Here is a 19,149-nt window from a genome sequence, read left to right as displayed (position 1 = left end):
TGGACAGTTGGTTGCAAGCGGTGCAAGGGCAGAACCTGGCGCTGCGGGAGTTCGAGCACACCGCATTGCTGGACATCCAGCGCTGGGCCGGGCAGGGCGGTGAAACCCTGTTCGACAGCCTGCTGGTGTTCGAGAACTACCCGATTGCCCAAGCCTTGGAGCAAGGCGCGCCAGACGGCCTGCGCTTCGGCCCGGTGGCCACCCAGGAGCAGACCAACTACCCGTTGACGCTGTTGGTGGGCCTTGATCGGCAGCTGTCAGTGCACATGAGCTACCAGCGGGCCAGTTTTGCGCCCGCCACCGTGGCGCGACTGGCGGCGCACCTGGCGCAACTGTTGGGGCAGATGAGCGCCCATGGCGAGCGCTGCCTGGGTGAACTGTCGATGCTTGAGTCTGATGAGCATCAGCGCCTGACCCATGACTGGAACCCGGTGGACGCTCCGTTCGAGCAAACGCTGTGCATTCACCAGCTGATTGCTCGTCAGGTCGAAGTCACGCCAGATGCCCTGGCGGTGACCTTCGCCAACACCCGCCTGAGCTACGGCGAACTGGACGGTCAGGCCAATCGCCTGGCCCATAAACTCATTGAGCTGGGGGTGGGCCCGGAAGTGCGAGTAGGCGTGGCAATGCCGCGCTCCGAGCAGTTGCTGATCGCCTTGCTGGCGGTGCTCAAGGCCGGTGGCGCCTACGTTCCGCTGGACCCGGACTATCCGGCCGAACGCGTGGCCTACATGCTCGACGACAGCCGTGCGCGGGTACTGCTGACCGAGCACGCGGTGGCGGCGACGCTGACCGTTGCGGCCGAGACCGCTGTGTTGCGGCTGGATCAGCTCGACTTGACGCAATATCCATCGAGCGTACCCCACACCCAGGTCACGCCAGACAACCTCGCCTACGTGATCTACACCTCCGGTTCCACCGGCCAGCCCAAGGGCGTGGCGATCGCCCATCGCAACGTGCTGGCGCTGATCGATTGGTCGAAATCGGTCTACAGCCGCGACGACATCCAAGGCGTGCTCGCCTCCACTTCAGTGTGTTTCGACTTGTCGGTGTGGGAGCTGTTCGTGACCCTGGCCAATGGCGGTTCGCTGATCATTGCGCGTAACGCCCTGGAACTGCCGCACCTGCCGGCCCGGGATCAGGTGCGCCTGATCAACACCGTGCCGTCGGCGATTGCCGCGTTGCAGCGCAGCGGCGAAATCCCGGCCAGCGTGCGCATCATCAACCTGGCCGGCGAGCCGTTGAAGCAGAGCCTGGTGGAAGCGTTGTACCAATGTGTGTACCAAGGTGGGAGCGAGCTTGCTCGCGATAGCGGTGGATCAATTACACATAAGCCAGCAGATGGATCGCCATCGCGAGCAGGCTCGCTCCCACAGTTGACCGAGTCGCCTTTGAAAGGGGGCATCGAGCATGTCTACGACCTCTACGGCCCTTCGGAAGACACCACCTATTCCACCTGGACCCGCCGCACCGTCGGCGGCACCGCGAACATCGGCCGGCCCCTCAAGCACACCGCCAGTTACCTGCTGGACAGTGACTTGCAAGCGGTGCCCCAAGGCGTCTCGGCCGAGCTGTACCTGAGCGGCGCGGGCATCACCCGTGGCTACCTCGGCCGTGCCGCGCTGACCGCCGAGAAGTACGTGCCCAACCCGTTTTCCAGCAACGGCGAGCGCTTGTATCGCACTGGCGACCTGAGCCGTTATCGCGTCGATGGCGTGCTCGAATATCAGGGCCGGATCGACCATCAAGTGAAGGTCCGCGGCTTCCGTATCGAGCTGGGGGAAATCGAAGCGCGGCTGCTGCAACAACCCGAGGTGCGTGAGGTGGCTGTCCTGGCCCAGGACGCGGCGGGAGGCCAGCAACTGGTGGCCTATGTGGTTGCCCCGTCGTTGAATTTGAACGCCAGCGAAGAGCAGCGCGCCCTGCGCGATCAACTCAAGGCCGGTCTCAGGGAACACTTGCCCGACTACATGATTCCGGTCCATCTGCTGTTCCTCGATCAACTGCCGCTGACCCCGAACGGCAAGCTCGACCGCAAGGCCTTGCCGGCCCCGGAGACCAGCTTGCTGCAAGCCGGTTATGTCGCGCCGGCCAGTGAACTCGAGCAGCAGGTCGCGGCGATCTGGGCCCAGGTGCTCACGGTGGAACGCGTGGGCCTGAACGATCACTTCTTCGAGCTGGGCGGCCATTCGCTGCTGGCGGTCAATGCCGTCTCGCGCCTGGCCCTCGAACTGGGGCTGACGCTGACCCCACAACTGATTTTCCAGCACCCCGTCCTGGGGGATTTTGTCGCGCAACTCGACACCGGGGACGGGCCAATCAACGAACAGAAACTGAACAAGCTGGAAGCCCTGCTTGATGAAATGGAGGAAGTCTGATGGATAAGAGTGTTGCTTTGAGGATTGCCAAGCGCTTTATCACTCTGCCGCTGGACAAACGCCGGCTGTACCTGGAAAAGATGCTCGAAGAGGGCGTCTCGCCGGCCAACCTGCCGATCCCCGAGGTGCGCTCCGGGTTCGAACACATCGCGCTGTCCTACGCCCAGGAACGCCAATGGTTCCTGTGGCAGATGGACCCGCACAGCTCGGCCTATCATATCCCCAGTGCCCTGCGCCTCAAGGGGCCGTTGGACGTGGTCGCCCTGGAGCGCAGCTTCAACGCCCTGGTCGAGCGCCACGAGAGCCTGCGCACCACCTTCATCGAGCATGGCGAGCAGGCCGTGCAGGTCATCCACCCGCACATGCCGCTGCGTATTGCGGTCCAGGCATTACCCGCCGGTTCGCCGGCCAGCCAGGACGACAGCATCAAAGCCTTCGTCGAGGCGCAAAGCGCGCGCCCATTCGATCTGCGCCAAGGACCGCTGCTGCGGGTTTCGCTGTTGCAAATAGCCGAAGATGACCATGTGCTGGCGCTGATCCAGCACCACATCATCTCCGATGGCTGGTCGATGCAGGTGCTGGTGGATGAGCTGGTGCGCCACTATGCCTTCAACACCGCCGCCGACACCGCTGGCCAGCCGCTGGTATTGCCGGAATTGAGCGTGCAGTACGCCGACTACGCCATCTGGCAGCGCCACTGGCTGGAGGCCGGTGAGCGCGAGCGGCAACTGGCCTATTGGATCCAGACCCTGGGGGGCGAACAACCGGTTTTAGAGCTGCCCCTCGATCACCCACGCCCACCCGTGCAGAGTTTTCGCGGTGCGCGCCTGGACCTGAACCTGTCGTCGGAACTGGGCGCGGCGCTCAAGCAATTGGCCCAGCGTGAAGGGGCCAGCCTGTTCATGGTGCTGCTGGCGTCGTTCCAGGCGTTGCTGCACCGCTACAGTGGCCAGCCGCAGATCCGCGTCGGCGTGCCCGTGGCCAACCGTAACCGGGTCGAGACCGAGGGCCTGATCGGCTTTTTCGTCAACACCCAGGTGCTCAGCGCCGATGTCGATGGGCAGTTGCCGTTCGATCGTTTGCTCCATCAGGTCAAGCAGTCGGCCATGGCCGCCCAGGCGCATCAGGACTTGCCCTTCGAGCAGTTGATCGAAGCCCTGCAACCGGAACGCAGCCTGAGCCACAGCCCGATCTTCCAGGTCATGTTCAACCACCAGACAGCCGGCGATACCCAGGACCGGCAGTTGCAGCTGCCACAGCTGAGCATCGAGGACCTGGTGTGGGAAGGACGCACCGCCCAGTTCGACCTGACCCTGGGCACCTATGAAACCGAGCAGGGTGTTGCCGCCGAGCTGACCTACGCCACCGACCTCTTCGAGCCGCAGACCATCGAACGCCTGGCCCAGCACTGGCAGAACCTGCTGCAAGGCATTGTCGAGGCGCCGCAACGACGTATCGGTGAGTTGCCGTTGCTCGACGCCGCCCAGCAGCGCCTGACACAGCAAGACTGGTACCGCGTGGCCGAGCACGGTGCCGGAACCGGATGCGTGCATTGGCGCATCGCCGAACAGGCGCGCCAGACCCCCGACGCGCTGGCGCTGACCATCGATGGACAGACCCTGACCCATGGGCAACTGGACGCGCGCGCCAACCAGCTCGCCCACCGTTTGATGGCCCTGGGCGTGACGCCTGACCAGCCGGTGGGCATCGCGGTGGAGCGCAGTGTCGAGATGATCGTCGGCCTGCTGGCGATCCTCAAGGCCGGTGGCGCCTATGTGCCCCTGGACCCGGCGTATCCCGAGGATCGCCTGGCCTACATGATCGAGGACAGCGGCATCCAACTGCTGCTGACCCAGGCCCGTTTGCAAGCGCTGCTGCCGATTCCGGCCACCCTGCAAACCTTGTTGCTGGACCAGCCCGACGCCGCGCTGCAGGCCGCACCGCGCAGCTGTCCGGTGGTGCCACTGAGCGCCGAACACCTGGCCTATGTCATCTACACCTCCGGCTCCACCGGCAAACCCAAGGGCGTGATGGTGCGCCATGGCGCGCTGAGCAATTTCGTCGCCAGCATGGTCGCCCAGCCGGGGCTTGCGGCCAGCGACCGTATGCTCTCGCTGACGACGTTTTCCTTCGACATTTTTGGCCTGGAAATCTACGGACCGCTGTCGGCCGGGGCCAGCATCGTGCTGACCGGCCAGAACGTCCACCAGGATCCGCAAGCGGTGCTGGCGCTGATCGAGCGCCATGACGTGACCGTACTGCAAGCCACCCCTTCGAGCTGGCGCATGCTGCTGGACCACGAACAATCCGCGCTGCTGGCCGGGCGCACGTTCCTGTGCGGCGGCGAGGCGCTGCCCCTGGAGCTGGCGCAACGCTTGCTGGCCCTTTCGCCGAAGGTCTGGAACCTCTACGGCCCGACCGAAACCACGATCTGGTCGGCGGTGCACCCCTTGAGCCTGGAAAGCAGCCGTCCGTTCCTGGGCAAACCCCTGGACAACACCGCGCTGTACATCGTTGGCAGCGACCTGACGCTCAATCCACCCGGTGCGCCGGGTGAGCTGCTGATTGGTGGTGAAGGCCTGGCCCGCGGCTATTTCCAACGCCCGGCCCTGACCGCCGAACGCTTCGTGCCCGATCCGTTTTCGCGCACGGGCGAGCGGCTGTACCGCACCGGCGACTTGACCCGTTATCGGGCTGAAGGCGTGGTCGAGTACATCGGTCGTATCGACCATCAAGTGAAGATCCGTGGCTTGCGGATCGAACTGGGGGAAATCGAAGCGGCGTTGCTGGCCCAGGCGAGCGTGCGTGAAACCGTGGTGGTAGCCCATGAAGGCCCGACCGGGGCGCAACTGGTGGGCTACGTGGTGGCGGCCACCGGTGAAGTGTTGGACACAGAGGCCGAGGCCGCATTGCGCGCCTCGCTGAAAACCGCGCTCAAGGCGCAGCTGCCCGAGTACATGGTCCCGGCGCACCTGTTGTTCCTGGCGCAACTGCCGCTGACGCCCAACGGCAAGGTCGATCGCAAGGCGTTGCCGGCCCCGGATGCCAGCGAATTGCAACGTACCTACGTGGCGCCCCGCAGCCAGCGCGAGCAGCAAGTGGCGCAGGTCTGGCAGGAGGTTCTCAAGCTTGAGCGTGTCGGTCTGCACGACAACTTTTTCGAGTTGGGCGGGCACTCGTTGCTGGTGACCCAGGTGGTTTCGCGGGTCCGTCGGGTGCTGGACATCGAGGTGCCGCTGCGCAGCCTGTTCGAATACAGCACGTTGCAGGATTTTGTCGCGGCCCTCGACGCCGGGGCGGGCCCACAGCCGCAGGCCATGGTCGCCGTGGCGCGGGACCAGCCGCTGGCGCTGTCGTTTGCCCAGGAGCGCCAGTGGTTCCTGTGGAAAATGGACCCGGACAGTGCCGCCTACAACATTCCCACGGCGCTGCGATTGCGCGGTACCTTGGACAAAGTCGCTTTGCGCCGCAGCTTTGAAGCGCTGGTGCAACGGCATGAAAGCTTACGCACCGTGTTCGTGGAGGACGATGGACGCACCTGCCAGGTGATTCGCCCGCAAGGGCAAGTCAGTTTTATCGAGCAATGCTTGCCCGGAGCGGATGAGACCAGCATTCAGGCCTTCCTCGAAGAGCAGACACAACGCCCGTTCGACCTCTTGAGCGATGCGCTGCTGCGCGTGGCATTGCTGGAACTGGGTGAGCAGGACCACGTCCTGGCGTTGACCCTGCACCACATCGTTTCCGACGCCTGGTCGTTGCAGGTGATGGTCGATGACCTGATGAGCCTGTATTCGGCGTTCGCCCAGGGGCAGCCCGCGCAGTTACCAGCGCTGGAAGTGCAATACGCCGACTATGCCGTCTGGCAGCGCCAATGGATGGCCGCCGGTGAACAGGATCGACAACTGGCCTACTGGACCGCGCAACTGGGCAGCGAGCAACCCCTGCTGGAACTGCCCACCGACCATCCGCGCCCGGCCCAGCAAAGCCTGCGCGGCGCGCGGCTGCCGATTGTGTTGGATCGTGCGTTGAGCGATGCCCTCAAGGCCCTGGCCCGGCGGGAAAACGTCACGCTGTTCGTGTTGTTGCTCGGTTCTTTCCAAGCCTTGCTGCACCGCTACAGCGGCCAGGCCGACATCCGTGTCGGGGTGCCGATTGCCAACCGCCAACGCTTGGAAACCGAGCGGTTGATTGGTTTCTTCGTCAATACCCAGGTGCTGCGCGCCGAGTTCCACAGCGATCTGACCGGGGCCGATTTGCTGCAACAGCTCAAGCAGACGGCTATGGCGGCGCAGATGCACCAGGACCTGCCGTTCGAGCAATTGGTCGATGCCTTGCAGCCCCAGCGTAACTTGAGTCACAGCCCGTTGTTCCAGGCCATGTTCAACCATCGCAACGAAACCGCCTCGGCCTTTGAAGACGCATTGCCGGGCCTGACGGTCGAACCCCTTGGCTGGGCGCAGCGCACCGCGCAGTTCGACCTGAGCCTGGAGACCACCGACAGCCCGCAGGGCCTGCACGCCGCGCTGATCTACGCGACGGACCTGTTCGAGCCGGCCACCCTCAAGCGCATGGGCCAGCATTGGCTCAACCTGTTGCACGGCTTGGTGCAGGACCTGCATCGCCCGGTTGCGCAGTGGGCGTTGCTGGATGCTGACGAGCGTCGGCGCCTGCTCGTCGACTGGAACGCGACGGCAGTTGCGTACCCGCTCGATCGCAGTGTCCAGGGGTTGATCGAAGAACAGGTACGCCGGACGCCGGATGCTCCGGCGCTGGTGTTCGGCGAGCAACGCCTGAGCTACGGCGAGCTCAACGCCCGGGCCAATCGCCTGGCTCACACCTTGATCGAGCATGGCGTCGGCCCGGATGTGCTGGTGGGCATTGCCGTGGAACGTTCGGTGGAAATGGTCCTGGGGCTGCTGGCGATTCTCAAGGCCGGCGGTGCCTATGTGCCGCTGGACCCGGAATACCCACGGGATCGCCTGGCCTACATGTTCGAAGACAGCGGCATCGGTTTGCTGCTGACCCAGCAGCATTTGCTTGATCAATTGCCGATTCCGCAGGGGATCGACAGTCTGGTGCTGGACCTGCCTGATGGCGGGGTGTACGCAGGTTGCGACACAAATCCGGACGTGGTGGTCGACGGCGAGAACCTGGCCTACGTGATCTACACCTCCGGTTCCACCGGCAAGCCCAAGGGCGCGGGCAATCGTCATTCGGCGCTGGTCAACCGCCTGTGCTGGATGCAGCAGGCCTATGGGCTCGATGCCAGCGACAGCGTGCTGCAAAAAACGCCGTTCAGTTTCGACGTGTCGGTGTGGGAGTTCTTCTGGCCGCTGCTGACCGGCGTGACGCTGGTGGTGGCCGCGCCGGGAGCGCATCGCGACCCGGCGCAACTGATCGGGCTGATCACGGCGCAGCGCATCACCACGCTGCACTTCGTGCCATCGATGTTGCAGGCGTTTGTGCAAGACCCCCACGTGGCCGAATGCACCAGCCTCAAACGCATCGTTTGCAGCGGTGAAGCCCTGCCGGTGGACGCGCAACAGCAGGTGTTCGCCAAACTGCCGAACGCCGGCCTGTATAACCTCTATGGCCCGACCGAGGCCGCCATCGACGTGACTCACTGGACCTGTGTCGAGGAGGGTCGCGACAGCGTGCCGATTGGCCAGCCGATCGCCAACCTGGGGACCTACATCCTCGATGATGAGCTTTCGCCGGTTCCGGTGGGCGTGATCGGCGAACTGTACCTGGCGGGCGAGGGACTGGCCCGTGGATACCACCGCCGCGCCGCGCTGACGGCCGAGCGGTTCGTGACCGGCCCCTTTGGCCACGGCCAGCGGCTGTACCGCACCGGCGACCTGGCGCGCTACCGCACCGACGGTGTGATCGAATACGCCGGGCGCATGGACCATCAGGTGAAAATCCGTGGCTTGCGTATCGAACTGGGGGAAATCGAAGCGCGCCTGGCCGAGCACGATGACGTGCGCGAAACCGTGGTGATCGCCCAGGGCGGTAGCCTGCTGGTGGCCTACGTGGTGCCGACACGTGCTGAATTACTGAGCGCCGAAGAGGCCGTGCGCCAGGCGCTGCAAGGCCGGCTCAAGGCGCATTTGAGCCAGTCCTTGCCCGACTACATGGTGCCGCAGCACTGGTTGTGGCTGGAAAAAATGCCGGTCAGCCCCAACGGCAAATTGGAGCGCAAGGCGCTGCCCCCAGCCGATCTCAGCGCCAGCCCCAAGGCTTACGTCGCAGCGCATACCACCATGGAACAGGCGCTGGCCGGTATCTGGCAAAGCGTGCTCGGGCAAGCGCAAGTGGGCGTCAGCGACAACTTCTTCGAGCTGGGAGGCGATTCGATCATCTCCATCCAGGTGGTCAGCCGGGCCCGTCAGGCCGGGATCCATTTCAGCCCCAAGGATTTGTTCGTCCACCAGACCATCCAAGGCCTCGCCAGCGTGGCGACCCTGGATGACAGCCGCCCTGGCATCGACCAGGGGCCGGTGACGGGGAACGCGGTGTTGCTGCCGTTCCAGCAGTTGTTTTTCGAACACGACATGGCCGAGCCTCATCACTGGAACCAGTCGGTGCTGCTCAAGGACTTGCGGCCGATCCACGGTGGGTATCTGGAGCAGGCGCTCCAGGCCTTGGTGGTCCACCACGATGCCTTGCGCCTGGCCTTCAAGCGTGAAAATGGCAGCTGGGCTGCGCACCATCAAACCCTCGCCGAGCAGCAGGCGGCTTGGCAACGCTCACCGCTGTTGTGGACCGCCGAAGTGGCCGATGCCCCGGCGCTCGAACGCTTGGCCGAACAAGCCCAGCGCAGCCTGGAACTGGAAAGCGGCACGTTGTTGCGCGGGGTATTGGCAAACCTCGCCGACGGCAGTCAACGGCTGTTGCTGGTGATTCATCACTTGGTGGTGGACGGGGTGTCCTGGCGCATTCTGCTGGAAGACCTGCAACAGGCTTACCAGCAATTGCAAGCCGGCCAGCCCCTCAAGCTGCCGGCCAAGACCAGCGCTACGCAGGCCTGGGCGCAACGCTTGAAGTTACATGCCGACAGCGCGGCGTTGCAGGCGCAGATGGCTTATTGGCAAGCGCAACTGGCGGGCGCTCGTCACGATCTGCCTTGCGACCGACCTCACGGCGAATTGCGCAGGTGCGATGGGGCGCAGGTCCAGACGCGGCTGGACAAAGAGCAGACCCGCCGACTCTTGCAGCAAGCGCCAGCGGCCTATCGAACCCAGGTCAACGATTTGCTGTTGACCGCCCTGGCCCGGGTCATCGGTCGATGGACCACCGATGGCTCGACCTTGATTCAACTGGAAGGCCATGGCCGTGAAGCGCTGTTCGATGAGGTGGACCTGAGCCGCAGCGTTGGCTGGTTCACCAGCCTGTTCCCGGTGCGGTTGACACCGGCAGCGACCGCAGGAGAGTCGATCAAGGCCATCAAGGAGCAATTGCGGGCGATACCCGACAAAGGCCTCGGATTCGGTGTATTGCGCTACCTGGGCGACGAGCCGACGCGGCGCACCCTCCAAGCGTTGCCGAAGCCGCGGATCACCTTCAACTACCTGGGCCAGTTCGACAGCGGTTTTGCCGAGGAGGCCGACGGGCTGTTCAGCCCGGCCAGTGAATCGGCTGGCGAGCCACAGAGTCCCCTGGCGCCGCTGGACAACTGGTTGACGCTCAACGGCAGTGTCTACGCGGGCGAGCTGAGCATCGACTGGACGTTCAGCGCGCAGATGTTCGACGCCTCGACGATCCAGGCGCTGGCCGTGGACTACGGTCAAGAGTTGCAGGCGCTGATCGAGCACTGCTGCCAGGCGCAGCACCAGGGCTTCACACCGTCGGACTTCCCCCTGGCCGGGTTGTCCCAGGCGCAACTGGACGCCTTGGCGCTGGCGCCGCGACAAGTCGAGGATATCTATCCGTTGTCGCCCATGCAGCAGGGCATGTTGTTCCACACGTTGCTTGAGCAACAGGCCGGCAACTACATCAATCAGTTGCGGGTAGATGTCGAAGGCTTGGACGTCGAGCGCTTCCGCCAGGCCTGGCAGGCGGCCATGGACGCCCATGACGTGCTGCGCAGCAGTTTTGTCTGGGAAGGCGAATTCAAGCGCGCCTTGCAGGTGGTGCACAAACGCTTGGACGTTGCGTTTGTGTCCCATGACTGGCGCGCCAGGACGGACCTGGCCCAAGACCTTGAAACCCTTGCATCGGCACAGCGCCAGGGCTTTGCACTGGATGCGGCGCCGTTGCTGCGGCTGGTGGTGGCGCGCGTAGCAGAGGACCGCTATCACTTGATCTACACCAGCCATCACATCCTGATGGATGGCTGGAGCAATTCGCAGTTGCTCGGCGAAGTGCTGCAACGCTACAGCGGCCAAGTCCTGGCCCGACCATCCGGAAGCTACCGCGACTACATCGAGTGGCTGTCGGCTCAAGACCCACGGGCCAACGAGCAATTCTGGCAGTCGCAACTGGCCGAACTGGACGAGCCGACGCTGCTGACGGGGGCTTTTGCCCGGGACAACCGCACCGATGCCAGCCATGGCCACGGCGAACACGAGCAGTTGCTCGATGCCCAAACCACTGCGCGTCTCCAGCGCTTTGCCCGTGAGCAGAAAGTCACGGTCAACACGCTGGTGCAAGCGGCCTGGCAGTTGTTGCTGCAACGCTGTACCGGACACGCCGCCGTTGCCTTCGGCGCCACCGTGGCCGGACGTCCGGCACAGATTCCCGGCGTGGAGCAGCAGATCGGCCTGTTCATCAACACCTTGCCGGTCATCGGCCGGCCACGGGCCGAGCAGAGCGTCGGCCAATGGTTGCAGGAGGTCCAGGGGCGCAACCTGAGCCTGCGCGAACACGAACACACGCCGTTGTTCGATATCCAGCGCTGGGCCGGGCAGGGCGGTGCGGCGCTGTTCGACACACTGCTGGTGTTCGAGAACTACCCGGTTGCCCAGGCGTTGCAAGAGGGGGCGCCGGCCACGTTGCGCTTCGGCGAGGTGGCCAATCACGAGCAAACCAACTACCCGCTGACCCTGGCGGTTAACCTGGGGGAAACGCTGTCGTTGCTCTTGAGTTACAGCCACGACAGCTTCACGCCGGCCGACGTGATCCGTATCGGCGGGCACCTGTGCCATCTGCTGGAGCAACTGACCCTGGGCGGCGAGCGCTCGGTCGGGCAATTGTCATTGCTCGATGCCGAACAGCAACAGGTTCAGCAGGGCTGGAACGCCACCTCGATGGATTACCCCCTCGATTGCAGTGTGCATCGACTGATTGAAGCGCAGGTGGATAAAACCCCCGACGCCTGTGCCCTGGTTTTTGCCTCCCAACGGCTGAGCTATGCCGACCTCAATGCCCAGGCCAACCGCCTGGCCCATGTGCTGATCGAGCAAGGGGTCGGCCCGGATGTGCTGGTGGGCATCGCGGCAGAACGCTCGGTGGAAATGGTGGTCGGCCTGTTGGCGATCCTCAAGGCCGGCGGTGCCTACGTGCCGCTGGACCCGGAGTATCCCCAGGATCGCCTGGCCTATATGTTCGACGACAGCGGCATTGGCTTGCTGCTGACCCAACATCATTTGCTGGAACACTTGCCGGTGCCGTCGGGCCTGCGCAGCCTGGTACTGGACCAGCCCGGCGACTGGCTGGCTGGCCGCAGCGACAGCAATCCAGCGGTCGCGGTCGATGCCGAAAACCTCGCCTACGTCATCTACACGTCGGGCTCCACCGGCAAACCCAAGGGCGCGGGTAACCGTCATTCGGCGCTGGTCAACCGGTTGTTCTGGATGCAGGACGCCTATGGGCTGGAGGCGAGCGACCGGGTGCTGCAAAAAACGCCGTTCAGTTTCGACGTGTCGGTCTGGGAGTTCTTCTGGCCATTGCTGACCGGTTCGACCCTGGTCATGGCGCCGCCCGGCGCCCACCGCGACCCGGCGCAGATGATCGAGCTGATCAGCGCGCAGCAGATCACTACCTTGCACTTCGTCCCGTCGATGTTGCAGGTGTTCATGCAAGACCCGGCGGTGGGTCGTTGCCAGAGCCTGAAACGGATTATTTGCAGCGGCGAAGCCTTGCCGGTGGATGCCCAGTCGCAGGTGTTCGCCAAACTGCCCGCTGCCGGCCTGTACAACTTGTACGGCCCCACCGAAGCGGCCATCGACGTGACCCATTGGACCTGTGTCGACGAAGGCCGGGACGCGGTGCCGATTGGCCAACCGATCGCCAACCTGAGCACGTTTATCCTCGATCCGGACCTGTCGCCGTTGCCGGTAGGAGTCACCGGCGAGCTGTACCTGGGAGGCGAAGGCCTGGCACGGGGTTACCACCGTCGCCCGGCGTTGACCGCCGAGCGCTTCGTCACCAGCCCGTTCGGTGACGGCGCGCGCCTGTACCGTACCGGCGACCTGGCGCGCTACCGGGCCGACGGTGTGATCGAGTACGCCGGGCGCCTGGATCATCAAGTGAAGATCCGTGGCCTGCGCATTGAACTGGGCGAGATCGAGGCGCGCCTGGCCGAACATGCCGAAGTCCGCGACAGCGTGGTGATCGCCCAGGACGGCACGTTGCTGGTGGGCTATGTGGTGCCGCAATCCTCGGCGCAGTTGAATGCCGAGGCCAGTATCGGCCTTGCCTTCGAGCAGGCCTTGAAGACCCATTTGAGCCAGCATCTGCCGGACTACATGGTCCCGCAGCATTGGGTTTGGCTTGAGCGCATGCCGGTGAGCCCGAACGGCAAGCTGGAACGCAAGGCGCTGCCCCGATTCGACGCCAACCAGTCGCAGCAAGGCTTTGTACCGCCCGAGGGTGAGCTGGAGCAACGGATTGCTTGCATCTGGCAAGCAGTGCTGGAAGTGGAGCAGGTCGGGCGCAACGATCATTTCTTCGAACGCGGCGGCCATTCGTTGCTGGCCACCCAGGCCGTCTCGCGCCTGCGCAAGCTGACGGACTATCCGCTGAGCCTGCGGGACCTGTTCGATCATCCGCAGCTCAAGGCGCTGGCGGCCCTGATGGGTGGGAGTGCGGATGGCGCGGTTCGGGCGGGCGACTCCCGTAGGGTCCGGCTCAAGGCCCATGGACCGCAACGTTCGGCACCGTTGTCGTTGGTGCAGCGGCGCCTGTGGATCGCCGAACAATTGTCTGGCGGCACCTCGGCCTACGGCATGCCCCTGGCGTTGCGCTTGTCGGGCGAGTTGTCGGTGGAGCATCTGTTGAGCAGCTTCGCCGAAGTGGTCCGCCGCCATGACGTGCTGCGCACGGCGTATGTCCAGGATGACGAAGGCGATCCGCTGGCGCTGATTGCCGATGAGATCGAGGGGGACTTCCCGGTGATCGATTTGTCGGGCCTTTCGCCCAGTGCCCAGCAAGAACAGGTGGCCCGGGCAACGCTGGAAAACGCGCGCACGCCGATTGACCTGCAACAGGCTCCGCTGTGGCGCGGGCGGATCCTGCGCCTGGGACCGACCGAGCATGTGTTGTTGTATGCCATGCACCACATCATCTCCGATGGCTGGTCGATGGGGCTGTTGATCAACGAACTGGTGCAAGTCTACGAAGCGTCCCTCAACGGCAAACCGATGCCGCTGCCGCCCCTGGACGTTCAGTACTACGACTTCGCGTTGTGGCAGCAGGCGCTGGAAGAGCAGGGCGTGCTGGCGCGTCAGGCCGACTACTGGAAAAACCGACTCAGTGGCTATGACGGTCGCCTGAGTCTGCCACTGGAAAACCCGCGGTGGCAGACGGCCTCCTATGACGGCGATGCGTTGCAGTTCCACCTTTCCCCCGGGCTGACGGGGGCCTTGCGGCGTTTGTCGAGCGAGGCCGGTGTCACGCTGTACAGCACGCTGCTGGCGTCGTTCCAGGTGTTGTTGCACCGGGTCTGCGCGGCGCAAGACATCGTGGTGGGTGCCGACGTGGCCGGTCGTGAACAGCCTGAGCTTGAACGCCTGATCGGTTTCTTCGTCAACGTGCTGCCACTGCGTTCGCGCTTTGACGCCGAACTCACGTTTTCGACTTTCCTGGCTCACACCCAGGACCACCTGCTCGGCGCGCTGGAGCATCAGGACCTGCCGTTTGACCAGATTGTCGAGGCGTCTGGCGTACCGCGACACAAGGGCATGAACCCGTTGCTCCAGGTGTTGTTCGTGATGAACAACGTACCGGTGCGCAGCCGAACCGTGGCAGGGTTTAACGTGGAGGCCCTGCCGGCCCTTGAGACCCATTCTAAATTCGACATGGCGTTGTTCGTTGACGAAGAAGAAGGGCAACTGCGCGGTAATTGGCAGTTCGCCACAACCTTGTTCGGACATGAGCGCATTCAGCACCTGATTCAGGCCTGGACAGCCCTGTTGGAACAGATCGTCGCTGATCAGGACATTCAATTGGGAGCCATCCGCATGCCAGTCGACCACTTGGCGGCAGCCGCCAGGCCTGCCACCGTCCCGGGGCCCAAGGCCGATAAGCTGGGCAAGTTTCTCAAGCGTTCCGCGACACCGGTCGCCAGGCCCCGTCCAACGCGGGTGCGCGAATCACTGGTGGCGGCGCCGCAACGATTCCCGCTGATGCTGGAGCCGGGCGAGCCCCATCTGGATGTCATCGAGTGGATCCAGCAGAACCGGCCGTTCATTGAACAGAAGCTGGCCGAACATGCGGGCATCCTGTTTCGCGGTTTCGAGCTGGACGGCATCCAGGGCTTTGAAGCGTTCGCCGAAGCGATCCAGCCGGGCCTTTATGGTCAGTACGGCGACCTGCCCAAAAAGGAAGGGGGCAAGAACACCTACCGTTCCACGCCGTACCCCGAGCGCAAGATGATCCTGTTCCACAACGAGAGCTCCCATCAGGACCGCTGGCCGCGCAAGCAGATGTTCTATTGCGAGCAAGCCGCGCCCGTGGGCGGCGCCACCCCGGTGGTGGATTGCCGCCTGATGTACGAAAAGCTGCCGGCGGACCTTCGCGAGAAGTTCGAGGACAAAGGCCTGCTCTACGTGCGCACCTTCACCGACAAACTCGACGTGTCGTGGCAGCACTTCTTCAAGACTGAAGACCGCCGCGAAGTCGAGGCCCGTTGCCGGGCGGGTGGCATCCAGTGGCGTTGGCTCGATAACGACGAGTTGCAAACCCGCACGCCGGGCCCGGCGATCATCACCCACCCGATCACTGGCGAGAAGTCGTTCTTCAACCAGGTGCAGTTGCATCACATCTACTGGCTGGAGCCGGACGTACGGGAAGACCTGTTGTCGATGTTCGGCCTCGAACGCATGCCACGGCAGGTGTATTACGGCGACGGCATGCCGATCGAAGACGAGGTGATGGCGCGTATCGGTGAGTTGTACGAAGCCTGTGCGGTGCGTTTCGACTGGCACAAAGGCGACGTGATCCTGCTGGACAACATGCTGGTGGCCCACGCCCGCGATCCGTTCGAGGGGCCCCGCAAGATCGTGGTGGCCATGGGCGATATGTACGACCACAGCAGTCTTGAGCACCGGCCTGCCGCCGGGAAAACCACCCAGGGCGCACTCAATACCGAGGAAACCGGAGCATGAACGAGGTCACGATGGACGCGCACGATTCGGGTTTCGCCCTGACGCCCGAGCAACAAACCGTGCTTGAGCAACTGTCGACCACGGCGACCTGTGGCGACGCGTTGCGCTGGTTGAAGGTGGTCATTGACGGCGATCTCGATCCGCAGCGCTTGCAGATGGCGTTCGATACGCTACTGGCGCAGCAGCCGATGCTGCTAGCGCAACTGGGAAAAGTCGCCGGGTTCCACGGTTTGCGTCAGGCCGCTGCCAGTGCCGGGCGCTTCCCGCTGATGGTGCAGGCGGGCGAGCAAGGGGCTGAAGAGGTCCAGGCGCAGATCAAGGAATCGATGGGCCGTGCGTTTGTGGTCGGCGAATCGGCAAGCGTCCAGGCTGTGCTGTATCGCCTGGGGCCCCAGCAATGGCAACTGCTGCTGGGTGTCGCCCGCTACAGTGCCGATGGGCAATCGCTGAATCTGCTGCTTGAGCAAGTACAGCAGGCGTACGCCGGGGTTCTGGCATCGGAAGACGAAGCACCGGGCGAATTTGCCCAGTACCTGGAATGGCGCAGTGAAGTGGTGCTGGATGAGGATGCCGCCAGCGCGCGCACCTACTGGCAGCAGCACCTGCAAGGCCAGCAGACGGACATCGCCACGCCATGGTTGGCCGCCCGCAGCGCCAGCCGGGAGACCCGCGCTTGCGACGCGTGCGTGGCCCTGACGCTGGAACCTGCCCAGCGTGAGGCTTTGCAACGTCTGGCCGCGCAGCTCGGGCAGCCGCTTGCCACGCTGCTGCAAGGCGCCTGGTGGGTGTTGCTGGGGCGTTTGAGCGGGCGTGAGCAGGCGCTGGTCGGCGTGCGTCATGACAGCCGTGGCGACTATGAATACTTCGCCAATGCCGTGGGTGTGTTCGAGAAAACCTTGCCGCTGTGCGTTTCGATGCCCGCCACCCTGTCGTTCAGCGAGTGGTTGGTGACGCTGGCGGCTCGCCTCGAAGAACACCGCACCTGGCAGGAATACTGGACGCCGGAACTGAGCCCTGACGCGGCGCACCCGGTCTACGGTTTTACGGTTGCCCAGGCGAGTCGTGCCCAGGACAGCAGCGGTCTGCACTGGGCGCCGGTGTCGGCGCCTGCGCGGGCCGATGGGTTCGAGTGGTTGTTGCAGGTGCAATTGAACGGTGCCGAGCAGCTTGCCGGGATCGATCTGTATTACGCCAGCGCGCTGTATTCGCCAGCCTCGGCCAGTGCCGTGCTGGAACAGTACGGCGTGCTGTTGGCTTCGATCCTTGCGGCCGGGCACACCCCACTGGCGCAGCTCAACCTGTTGAGTCGCGCCGAAGAACAGCGCTTGCGAGCGATCAACCCGCCGATGCAGGCCTTGGTCGATGGCCGCTATCTGCCCCGACGCATCGCCGATTGGGCGATTCATACACCGGACGCCATCGCCCTGACTGACGCCCATCAGCAGTTGAGCTATGGCCAGTTGCAAGCCCGGGTCGATAGCCTGGCCCAGGGCTTCAAGCAGCAAGGCCTGGGCGAGGGTTCGATTGTCGCGCTGGCGTTGCCGCGCTCGGCGGAGCTGGTGATTGCAATGCTGGCGAGCTGGCGTGTGGGCGCGGCGTATCTGCCCCTTGATGTGCAGTGGCCCCAGGCGCGCCAGGCGTTGATGCTGGAACAGGCCGGCGCGGCTATGTTGCTGACCGATGCGGCGCATCTGCCGGCCTGGCAGGATCAGCCGTACAAGGCGCTGACCGTGGCGGAGCTGAGTCAGTCGACGGGGGCATTGCCGGACCTGGTCACTCAGGGCAACGACATGGCCTATGTGTTGTTTACGTCTGGCTCCACCGGTGTGCCCAAGGGCGTGGTGATCGAGCATCGGCAATTGCTCAACTACACCGTCCAGGCCAGCCAGGCCCTGGGACTTGAGCAGTGCAAGGACGTCGGGTTCACGTCCACCGTGGCGGCGGACCTGGGCAACACGACGTTGTTTGGCGCGTTGTTCAATGGCGCGACCCTGCATGTGGCCAGCGATGAGCAAATGCAGGACGGCGCGTTGTTTGCCGAGTACCTGCAACAGCACCGGATCGACTGCCTGAAAATCGTCCCATCGCACCTCGCGGCGCTGCTCGACAGTGAGCACGCGATCCTGCCGCGTACGCTGGTACTGGGTGGCGAGCCGATTCCGCCGCCGTTGATCGAGCGCATCGCCCGGTTGCGCAGCGATTGCCGGGTGTTCAACCACTACGGCCCGACCGAAACCACGGTCGGGGTGATGATCCATCCCTTGGCCCTGGACGGCGCCGCCGACGAGTGTGCGGCGCTGACGCAGGTGCTGGGCAACAACCAGGTTTACGTGCTGGACGCCGATCTGCGCTTGGCGCCGGTGGGGGTGCTGGGCGAGGTGTACCTGGGCGGTGCGCAGGTGTGCCGGGGCTATTTGAATGCCGAGGCTGATGAGCAAGCGTTCATCCAGAGCCCATTCGATCCGGCCCAGCGCTTGTATCGCAGCGGCGACCTGGCGCGTTACCGCGCGGACGGGGCGATCCAGTTGCACGGTCGGCGTGATCAGCAGGTCAAGGTGCGCGGCTTCCGGATTGAACTGGCGGAGATCGAGGCCGAGCTGCTGCGCGTGCCGCAGGTGGCCGAAGCGCTGGTGCTGCCGGCGGTGTCGGCCGAGCAGGGGCTGTTGGCCTTTGTCGTGGCGCAGCAGGGCAGCTCAAAGGGCTTGCTGGACGCCGTCCGTGCTGAGCTGAGCGCCCGCCTGCCCAGCGTGATGGTGCCGCAGCAGCTGCAACTGATCGAACGGTTCCCGCGGCTGGCCAACGGCAAGATCGATCGCAAGGCGTTGCAACAGATGGCGGGGGCGGCGATGGCGGACGAAGACGCGGCCCCGCGCGATGCACTGGAGCAATTGCTCGCCGCGCGCATGGCGCAGTTGCTTGGGCTGGAGCGATTGGGCATCGACCGCGACTTCTTCGCCGCCGGTGGGCATTCGTTGCTGGTGATCAAACTGGTGGCCGGTATTCGCAAGTTGTTGCAGTGCGACATTCATCCGGGGCTGGTCTTCGATCATCCGACCGTGGCGTCGTTGGCACTGGCCTTGCGGGCGGTGGAAAGCAGTCCGGGGCAGCTGGAAAAAATCGCCCAGGTGCGCCTGCGCATGGAGGCGATGAGCCCCGAGGAAAAGGCCCTCCTGACCGAACAGGCAAGGCAGCTGCAAGCCGCCAGGGCTGCGCCGCTGGGCTGA

3 protein-coding genes (1 of these 3 cut by a window edge) are annotated in these 19,149 nt (G+C 64.3%); all 3 read left to right on the top strand.

The window, feature by feature from the left end:
* Tightly spaced (each overlapping or abutting the next), the 3 genes in view from CD58_RS19860 to CD58_RS19850 form a layout consistent with a single transcriptional unit that may run on beyond the window.
* A protein-coding gene (locus CD58_RS19860; protein ID WP_419178809.1) for an amino acid adenylation domain-containing protein crosses the window boundary here: on the top strand, positions 1-2,378 show its end. 8,656 nt of this gene lie to the left of the window's left edge; the window shows 2,378 of its 11,034 coding nt (coding positions 8,657-11,034); the start codon falls outside the window, past its left edge; the stop codon is at positions 2,376-2,378.
* The gene (locus CD58_RS19855) at positions 2,378-15,925 is read left to right on the top strand and encodes a non-ribosomal peptide synthase/polyketide synthase (protein ID WP_025214734.1); all 13,548 of its coding nucleotides are present in this window, start codon (positions 2,378-2,380) and stop codon (positions 15,923-15,925) included. The genes CD58_RS19860 and CD58_RS19855 overlap by 1 nt, the downstream gene beginning before the upstream one ends.
* A complete protein-coding gene (locus CD58_RS19850) occupies positions 15,922-19,149 on the top strand; it encodes a non-ribosomal peptide synthetase (RefSeq protein WP_025214733.1) in 3,228 nt (1,075 codons plus the stop codon). Before CD58_RS19855 ends, CD58_RS19850 begins: the two co-directional genes overlap by 4 nt.

Origin of the sequence: Pseudomonas brassicacearum (assembly GCF_000585995.1) — a bacterium.
GTDB classification, from domain to species: domain Bacteria; phylum Pseudomonadota; class Gammaproteobacteria; order Pseudomonadales; family Pseudomonadaceae; genus Aquipseudomonas; species Aquipseudomonas brassicacearum_A.
Note: the sequence above shows the minus strand (reverse complement) of the source record. Positions and strands in the feature narration are given on the sequence as shown.